5 protein-coding genes are annotated in these 9,095 nt (G+C 42.7%); 1 reads left to right on the forward strand and 4 read right to left on the reverse strand.

The features are described from left to right. From AAEY99_RS20835 to fabB, 4 genes are all read right to left on the reverse strand, one after another. Window positions 1-1,973: FimV/HubP family polar landmark protein (locus AAEY99_RS20835; protein WP_351011877.1), on the reverse strand; the 1,973-nt coding region annotated here is incomplete at its 3' end. Window positions 1,974-2,263: 290 nt separating this feature from the next. Then, on the reverse strand, window positions 2,264-3,280 hold the full coding sequence (locus AAEY99_RS20840) for an aspartate-semialdehyde dehydrogenase (RefSeq protein WP_011636866.1): 1,017 nt from the start codon (window positions 3,278-3,280) through the stop codon (window positions 2,264-2,266). A 189-nt stretch (window positions 3,281-3,469) separates the two neighbouring features. Beyond that, window positions 3,470-4,606: a 4-phosphoerythronate dehydrogenase gene (locus tag AAEY99_RS20845; protein ID WP_351011879.1), complete on the reverse strand. Its 1,137-nt coding sequence runs from the start codon at window positions 4,604-4,606 to the stop codon at window positions 3,470-3,472. A 429-nt stretch (window positions 4,607-5,035) separates the two neighbouring features. Next, window positions 5,036-6,250: a beta-ketoacyl-ACP synthase I gene (fabB, locus tag AAEY99_RS20850; protein WP_162024366.1), complete on the reverse strand. Its 1,215-nt coding sequence runs from the start codon at window positions 6,248-6,250 to the stop codon at window positions 5,036-5,038. Window positions 6,251-6,382: 132 nt separating this feature from the next. On the opposite strand from fabB, the gene mnmC1 reads away from it, so the two are divergent. Continuing rightward, window positions 6,383-8,476 carry an FAD-dependent 5-carboxymethylaminomethyl-2-thiouridine(34) oxidoreductase MnmC1 gene (gene mnmC1, locus AAEY99_RS20855; protein ID WP_351011881.1) on the forward strand — a complete coding sequence of 698 codons (2,094 nt, stop codon included), beginning with the start codon at window positions 6,383-6,385 and terminating at the stop codon, window positions 8,474-8,476. The last annotated feature ends 619 nt before the right edge of the window (window positions 8,477-9,095 follow it).

The following is a 9,095-nucleotide window of genomic DNA, read 5'->3' on the forward strand; positions in this document are numbered from 1 at the left end:
TTTACCGGTGTTTCGGCGGCCACATCATCTGGCTCTGCAGGCATATCAAACTCAGCTAACAATGCATCGATATCGTCTTCCGCTTTTGCTTCAGCTGATTTTACCGGTGTTTCGGCGGCCACATCATCTGGCTCTGCAGGCATATCAAACTCAGCTAACAATGCATCGATATCGTCATCCGCGTTTGCTTGAGCTGATTTGACCGGTGTTTCGGTATCAACATCATCCGACTCCGCTGGCATATCAAACTCAGCTAACAATGCATCGATATCATCTTCCGCGCTTGTGTCTGCTGATTTTACTGCTGCGGCAGCGGCAACATCATCCGACTCCGCTGGCATATCAAACTCAGCTAACAATGCATCGATATCATCTTCCGCACTTGTGTCTGCTGATTTTACTGCTGCGGCAGCGGCAACATCATCCGACTCTGCAGGCATATCAAACTCAGCTAACAATGCATCGATATCGTCATCCGCGCTTGTGTCTGCTGATTTTACTGCTGCCGCAGCCACATCATCTGGCTCTGCAGGCATATCAAACTCAGCTAATAGCGAATCAATATCATTTTCTGCTGAAGCATCTAGATCATCAGTTTCATCTTTTCCAGTATCTTCATCTAAACCCGCCAACAAACTGTCTAAATCATCCTCTGGTGCAGCAGAATTTAGGGTTGCAGCAGGCTTATCATCTAATCCAGCAAGTAGACTATCGAGATCATCATCATCTTCAAGAGGTTCAAGATCAGAATCTTGATCTTCCATAGCCTCTGCCCATAAATCGTCTAATGAGGTCCCTTCTTCGTCTTCTATTTCTGTTTCACTAACAAACATATCAGACGCCATATCCATCTCGGCATCATCTTCCATTTGGATTTCAGGCTGTAAATCTACGCTGTCTAAATCCAATAAATCATCAATTGAATCTTCATCACTTGAATCTAAATGGACCACAATATCATCAGAGTCATCTAAGTCATCACTGCCTGTTGCAGACTCTTGTTCAGACTGGGTTGCTGTTTTCACTTCAGATTGTTGAGACTTTTTATTTCGGCGACTGAGCAACCAGAAAATAAGCCCGAAGATAATTAACAGAGGAATCGAGGCGGCAAGGATCAACAAAATGGTGTTATCCATTAGGCTACGCCAAAAGTCAGTGGGTTCTTCTACTACGGGTTCCGCATTTTCGGTTTGATCTACGAGTTTTTTATTTTCTGAGTTTAAAGCTTCATACTTCTCGCGTAACAGTTGTAGATCTTCTTCAAGCGAGGAAATGTTTAATGACATTTGTTCAATTTTGTTTTTCAACGCTTGATTGTCATTATTACTGACCATTAATTCATCTTGCGCGCGCGCTAGCTCATCCGTGACCATCAACGTTTTTGCATTAGCTTTATCTAAGGTGCTATTGAGATCATTTACGACAACCGCATTAGCCTCATTAATCGCTTTGGTTTGAACCGCTACAGCAGGTGTTTGCTGAACTATTTGCAGTGGTTTTGCAGCAGTAGGCTTTTTAGGCGTTTCGACTATAGGGGATTGAATAGGTTTATTAATAACGGGACGAGGCTGGGTTTGTCTGCTAGCGCGGCGGTCATCTTGTTCAGCACGGCGTTTAGCAACATCATTGGGTATAGCGGCTATCACATCTACAGAAGGAATAAGTAATATCATCCCTCGTTCTAATGTATTGTAATTATTACCACTAAAAGCATGTGGATTCGCGTCAAATAACGCCGCCATCACTTGATAAATACTGACCTTATCACTGGGTCTGACTTTTTGCGCAATACTCCAAAACGTATCTCTTGATGTCGTCGGACCATATTGCCGTTTCGCTTGTTGTTTAACCTCGCCATTGGGCCCAGTAATTTTGAGCGTTTCTGCCTGTGCAGACTCAATAATTTGTACACTGGTTAAACCAACCGCTGTGCAGGCAATCAAACCCACAATATATGAAGTACGCAAAGTCATCCCATCCTTCCCTTTTAGCGCTATTGAGTTACCGATTTGGCAACAGGCTTTAGGCAATTTTTATCGTTAGTATTATGGTCGTTAACTGTATCGAGTCACATCAATCGTGAGCCAATTTTACAGGCAATTTCGATGTTATTGATGTTAAAAATGATATGTTTACGACTATAAACTAGATTCACCACACCTGCTACTATTGGGCTCAGTAAAACGGAAAAAGCCTGCGCATTGCAGGCTTTTTAAACTAAATCGCGTTGTTGATTAAGTCATTACACATTGTTAAAGCGTAATTAATAGTAATCTCTAATCAAAATCTCGGCAATTTGTACGCTGTTTAATGCTGCACCCTTACGAATGTTATCGGCAGTAACCCATAAATTTATACCGTGAGAGTGTGAAATATCTTTACGAACACGACCAACATAAACAGGATCATTACCTGCAGCTTCAGTTACCGCGGTTGGATATTCGCTATCATCATCAAACAATTCTACGCCTGGTGCATCACGTAAAACGGCTTTAACATCTTCTGCATCAACAGGTTGACGAGTTTCAATGTGGATAGCTTCAGAATGACCATAAAAAACAGGCACACGCACAGCTGTTGGATTAACCACAATTTCGTCATCACCAAAAATTTTCTGCGTTTCCCACACCATTTTCATTTCTTCTTTGGTGTAGCCATTTTCCATAAACACATCAATTTGAGGCAATACGTTAAAGGCAATTTGCTTTGGGTAAACTGTCGGCTCAGACGGTAAACCTTGCAATAATTTAGCACTTTGACCCGCTAGCTCATCAATCGCCTTTTTACCGGTTCCCGACACAGACTGGTAGGTCGCTACGTTAATACGTGAAATACCAAAAGCATCATAAATAGGTTTAAGAGCCACTAACATCTGAATCGTTGAACAATTAGGATTAGCGATGATATTGCGATTGCGAAAATCAGCAATGGCTTCTGGGTTAACTTCAGGTATCACCAGGGGCACATCTACGTCGTAACGAAAATGTGAGGTGTTATCGATAACAACACAACCTGCATCACCCGCAATCGGCGCCCATTTAGCAGACACATCACCACCAGCAGAAAAGAAGCCAATTTGTGCTTGGGTCCAATCAAACGTTTCTACGTCAAGAATTTCAACTTGTTTACCGTGAAAACTGACTGTTTCGCCAGCACTGCGACTGCTCGCTAATGGAAACAACTTAGCAACCGGAAAATTACGCTGCTCGAGGATCTCAATCATTGTTTGACCCACTGCGCCCGATGCACCTAAAACGACTACATTAAATTCCTGAGACATAATTAACGCTCGACTCCATATTATCCAGTTTGAACAATCAATCTACCCTAGTTTAGTTGTGCTTTACTAGGGTTAATGTACTAAAAAAGCCGACTTTGAAGTGATTTTTTCTCAACTGGTTAAAATTACTGTTTTTTAGCTTCAATCTGTCGTTCTATTGGCAATATCGGCCTTATATACTTTCACTAATTAATTAAAGCCTAAAGCACTCAACATCGGTGGGTTAATCGTACCATCAGATAAATAGTCCACAGATTGAGCTAACGAGATAGCACTATATTCACGACGATAAGTGTGGTTTTTACGCATTAAATCAAAACCTGTCGCTGTTGAAAAACATCCTCTAAAACTAAAGTCATCATCACGCAAATCATAGACCAAACGCGACAATTTCAGCAATTGGCTTTCAGTTAAATCACCTTGATTTACAATTTGGTTAAATTGAAATGCCGGTAATAAACTTTCTAATGATTTTTTCACCGGAAAATCGAGTAACTCACACCACTTTTGATACAACATAAACGTACCACGGGCTTTGCCTTCAAGGCTATAACCTGCAATATGCGGCGTAGCAAACTCTGCCAAGGCGACTAATTCGGTCATTGGGTTAGGTTCACCTTCCCACACGTCAAGTACCAGCTTTACATCATCACGTTGTTGTTTAAACTTGATCAGCGCTCGGTTGTCAATAACCTCGCCTCGACAGCAATTTAGTAACCAAGTATTAGGCTTTAGCTTATTCAGTCGAGTTTCATCAAACAAGTACCAGGTTTTGTACTCACCGTCTTTAGTGATAGGCACATGCAGACTGATTATATCGGCTTGCTCAATAATAGTGTCTAGCGACACAAACTCTCGGGTATCACCTTGCGATGCTTTAATGGGATCGCATAACAATACTTTTAGCCCATAAGCTTGCATACACTTCGCGGCTGCGGTGCCGGTATTACCCGCGCCCACAATCCCAACCACTTTACCGGCTAGAGACTCACCGAAACGTTGCGCTAACTCCAGCATGGCAATAAATGCATACTCACCTACTGCAGTCGCGTTACACCCTGGGGCATTAGTAAAATAAATATTGCGCAACGAAAGATAATCAACATCAATATGATCGGTACCAATTGTCGCGCTACCCACAAATTTAAGTTTATGCGCATTCTTAATTAACGCAGCATTCACTTTGGTCACCGAACGCACCAGTAACACATCGGCATCTTCAACTTGTTTAGCCGTCAAGGTTCGGCCATTTACATATTCAATCTTGCCTAAATAGCCAAACAAGGCATCAACATAAGGCATGTTTTCATCGGCAATTATTTTCATTTGGGTATCTTATTCACTGCGAGTTTAACGACATCACATCGCGTTTTTTTATAACTAGTATCTTATACCAAACTCACCCACTCCGTCATGGCAAATAGCGCTGAATGTTATCGCTGACTAAACCTGGATGCTAGAGCGGACTTCGTCCTGCTAGTTCGCTTCGCGGTTATAAAAGCTAAGCGGTTAACATCAGAAACAACCGACAAATAACTCCGATATACGCTTACATCGCTTTCGCTTTTATAGCTTCTAGCCGTAAAGCGAACTAGCATCTAGGCATTTAGTCTTTCCATAAGCGCAGCGTTCGCTTGTAATCACTTGTTACCGCCTGTTATCGCTTTTTCTCTATGCAAAAAGCAATAAAAAAAGCCAGTATCGTTTCCGATGCTGGCTTTCAAATCATTCGCGGGTTGCCCCACTAATGAGGTTTTATGCTTTATATTTACGCATGACTAACGTTGCGTTAGTGCCACCAAAACCAAAGCTATTGCTCATGATGGTGTTCAATTCTGCTTTGCGCATTTCACGAACTACTGGCATGCCAGTTGCTTTTTCATCTAGGTTGTCAATGTTAATGCTTGGAGCAATAAAACTGTCTTCCATCATGATTAAGCTGTAAATCGCTTCATGAACACCCGCAGCACCTAAAGCATGGCCTGTCATTGATTTAGTTGATGCGATAGGAGGCATGTTATCGCCAAACACTTCGCGCAATGCTTCAAGTTCACGCATGTCACCTACAGGAGTAGAAGTACCATGAGTGTTGATGTAATCAACTGGTGTATCGACATCAGCTAATGCCATCTGCATACAACGTACGGCACCTTCTCCAGACGGAGCAACCATGTCGTAGCCATCAGATGTGGCACCATAACCAACAATCTCAGCATAAATCTTCGCACCACGTGCTAAGGCATGTTCTAATTCTTCAACAACAACGATACCGCCGCCGCCAGAAATAACAAAACCATCACGATCGGCATCATAGGTACGAGACGCTTTTTCAGGCGTGTCATTGTACTTAGTCGATAGTGCTCCCATAGCATCAAAGCCCATAGTGAGTGTCCAATCGACTTCTTCAGCACCGCCAGCAAAAACCATATCTTGCTTACCCATTTGGATAAGTTCAACGGCATGGCCAATACAATGAGCTGAAGTGGCACAAGCTGAACTGATTGAATAGCTCGTGCCTTTAATTTTAAATGGTGTCGCCAAGCAAGCACTTGCAGTACTGGACATAATACGAGGCACTATATAAGGGCCTACACGCTTAACACCTTTTTCACGAAGTGTATCAGCAGCCTGAACTTGGTTTTTTGAAGATGCGCCACCCGTTCCAGCAATCAAGCCGACACGGAAATTAGAATATTGCTCTTCTGTTAAGTTAGCGTCAGCAATCGCTTCCTGCATAGCAATGTAAGCATATGCAGCAGCATCGCCCATAAAGCGTAGTGCTTTACGATCGATATGATCAGCTGGGTTCATTTTAATGTCACCCCAAACTTTGCTACGTAATTGCATTTCTTCAAACTGTGCCGAGTGAGTAATACCGCTACGACCCGCTTTAAGTGAATCAGTCACTTCTAGCTTGTTATTACCGATACTTGAAACAACACCCATTCCGGTGATCACGACTCTTTTCATTTTTATGCTATCCATTTGGTACATGTCGGTACTTAATTGCGGCAATCATAGCTGCTTTGAAGCAATTAAGTGGTCAGCTTTCCATAAACGCAGGTAAAATAATGCCAAGTTATCGGCCCTGAGTAAAATATTTTGAATAAAACACCTTTATTATCTGTATCCCCGAATTTACACGAGTTGCATATTTGTGAATTACTGGGCAACAACGTCAATCAAAATAGCCGATATCTCCATATTTTTAAGCAGTATATCGCCGAAGTATTGCAAAGCGGTGACGATAAAATAGCAGCCACAAATACTCAACCACATTTATTAACGCTAGGCCAACTCGGTTTTGGCGATGGCCACGAAATAATACTATTACTGGCAGCCTTGCAAGAGGCTAACCTGCAAAACCCTTTGAAACAGCAAAAAACTCGAATTCACATCAGTGTATTTGAACAAAGCCCAGTAAATCGTAAGCAACTAGAATACAAATGGCAACAACAAGGGCTACTTAATTCAGACCATCATTTATTCGATTTTACCCAAGCACTACTCAATGGTGAAATTGCAGCCATCGAAGGTTGTCAACGACTGGGTCTACTTCAAAACCAACTTATCATAGACCTGTATCAAGGCTCGCCACTAGCGCAAGCCAAAGTCGTTGCCACGCCTAGTAAACAAAGGATAACACATTGGTTTGCCCTACCCCATACGAACCAAGAGGCTTATTCAGATCATTATTTTAATCAAAGTTCACTTTGGCAATATGGTCGGCTCAGTGTTGATAATGCAACATTTTTAGCAGCCAGCACAAATGATACCGATGTCGCTCCGGCTATTAAAAAGCAACTAGCACTATGCGGTTTTTTATCAACCACATCATCAAAATCCAATGATGACATTGCTATAGCAGAACGTAACGCACTAAGACAACAACTACAGCAACAGTTTGCTTATAACCCATTGCCACCGTTACATTCTAATAACAACAGCCCTATAGCTATTATAGGGGGCGGTATCGCTTCTGCAAGTCTTGCTTTATCTCTGGCTGAGCGCGGCAAAGATGTGATTATTTATTGCAAAGATGACACATTAGGACAAGGCGCATCTGGTAACAAACAAGGTGCCATTTATCCCTTACTTACGCCAGAAAATGGATCGCTAAGCCAATTTTTCCAACAAGCCTTCCTATACAGTCGACGCAGAATTCAGGCATTAGTTGATAATGAATATGAAATAGGACATGAGTGGTGCGGTGTATTACATACAGGTTTCGATCAACGTAGCCAAACAAGATTGGATAAAATTATTGATGGCCAAGCATGGCCAACTGAAATTGCTTTTGCAGTAAGTCCAAACCAAGCCACACGACTTGCTAACGTCGAGATTGATAAATCTGGCTTTTACTACCCATTAGGAGGCTGGGCTTGTCCGTTTGAATTCGCACAAGCTAGCATTGCCAAAGCACAAACATTAACCAAGGTTCGCGTTATTTATAATAGCGATATTAGCTCACTTGAATCACACTCATCAGGGTGGCAACTGTTTAGTGCCGGGAATAATACCCCTATAGCAACCCACGAACAGGTCGTCATCGCCTCTGGAGCTCAACTTACCCAGTATAAACAGACAAAAAACCTGCAAATCACTGGTTTTAGAGGTCAAGTAAGCCATGTACCGCCACAAGGTGAACTGGCACAGCTTAATACTGTTATCTGCGCCAATGGTTATTTAACGCCACAACATAACCAATTACATTGCGTTGGAGCAAGTTATGTAAAAGACCCACAGCATCTTGATTTTTGCCCGATAGAGCAGCATGAAAACAGCCTAAAAATGCAACAAAGCTTTCCTAATTCAAACTGGCCTAATGATATTGATGTTTCAAACAACGATGCCAGAGTCGGCGTAAGGATGGTCAGTCGCGATCACTTCCCAGTAATGGGTTGCGCACCTGATGTTGAAGCGTTATTTACACGCTATGCTGTTCAGCAGCAATCGAAGGACAAACCCAGTCTATGGCAGCGTTATTGGCAAATAACACCAGCACCAATTTATGACGGATTATATGTGTTAGGAGGACTAGGCTCACGCGGCCTAAGCTCAGGCCCATTAGTCGCCGAATGCTTAGCAGCGAACTTATGCGGTGAACTGTCACCATTAAGCATAGAGCTACAAGCACTGCTTAGCCCCAACAGAATGTGGCTGCGTAAACTGCTTAAAGGAAAAGCGTTGATGTGATTGTCAAACTACTCGAAGGTGAAAACGATGAGCATTTATGTCATTAAGGTAACGATCTCATTCACATCATTGCTGGAACGTCCAGTACCACTTCATTCCTGTAGCGCTTGTTATCACTTAATTGCGGGAACGCCAAGTACCGCGTCATTCCTGAACATCCACCCGCACTTTCTTCATGTAACACCCACTATCACGTCATTCCGGTAGCGCTTTTGAGCCGGAATCCAGGTGTTAATGCTTTACGCTTTAAAGATCACATGCAACAAACAAAACAACACCTGGATCCGTCCCGGTAGCGTTTCTGAGCCGGGATACAAGCATTCGAGGATGACGGGCTGTGAAGTAAGAGTCACAACAACAAGGCATTAGGAATCCTCACGCACATCATTTAACTAACGCCCAATATCACGTCATTCCTGTAACACCCACCTGCACGTCATTACTGCAGCGCCCAAACGCACATCATTTAACTAACGTCCACTACCACTACATCCGGTAGCGTTCATTATCACGTCATTCCTATAACACCCACCCGCACGTCTTTCCGGTAGCGCTTTTGAGCCGGAACCCAGGTGTTAATCTCTTGCGCTTTAAAGATCACATACTAAAAACCAAGCAA

Source organism: Shewanella sp. S1-58-MNA-CIBAN-0166, from assembly GCF_040310085.1.
Classification (GTDB): Bacteria; Pseudomonadota; Gammaproteobacteria; order Enterobacterales; family Shewanellaceae; genus Shewanella.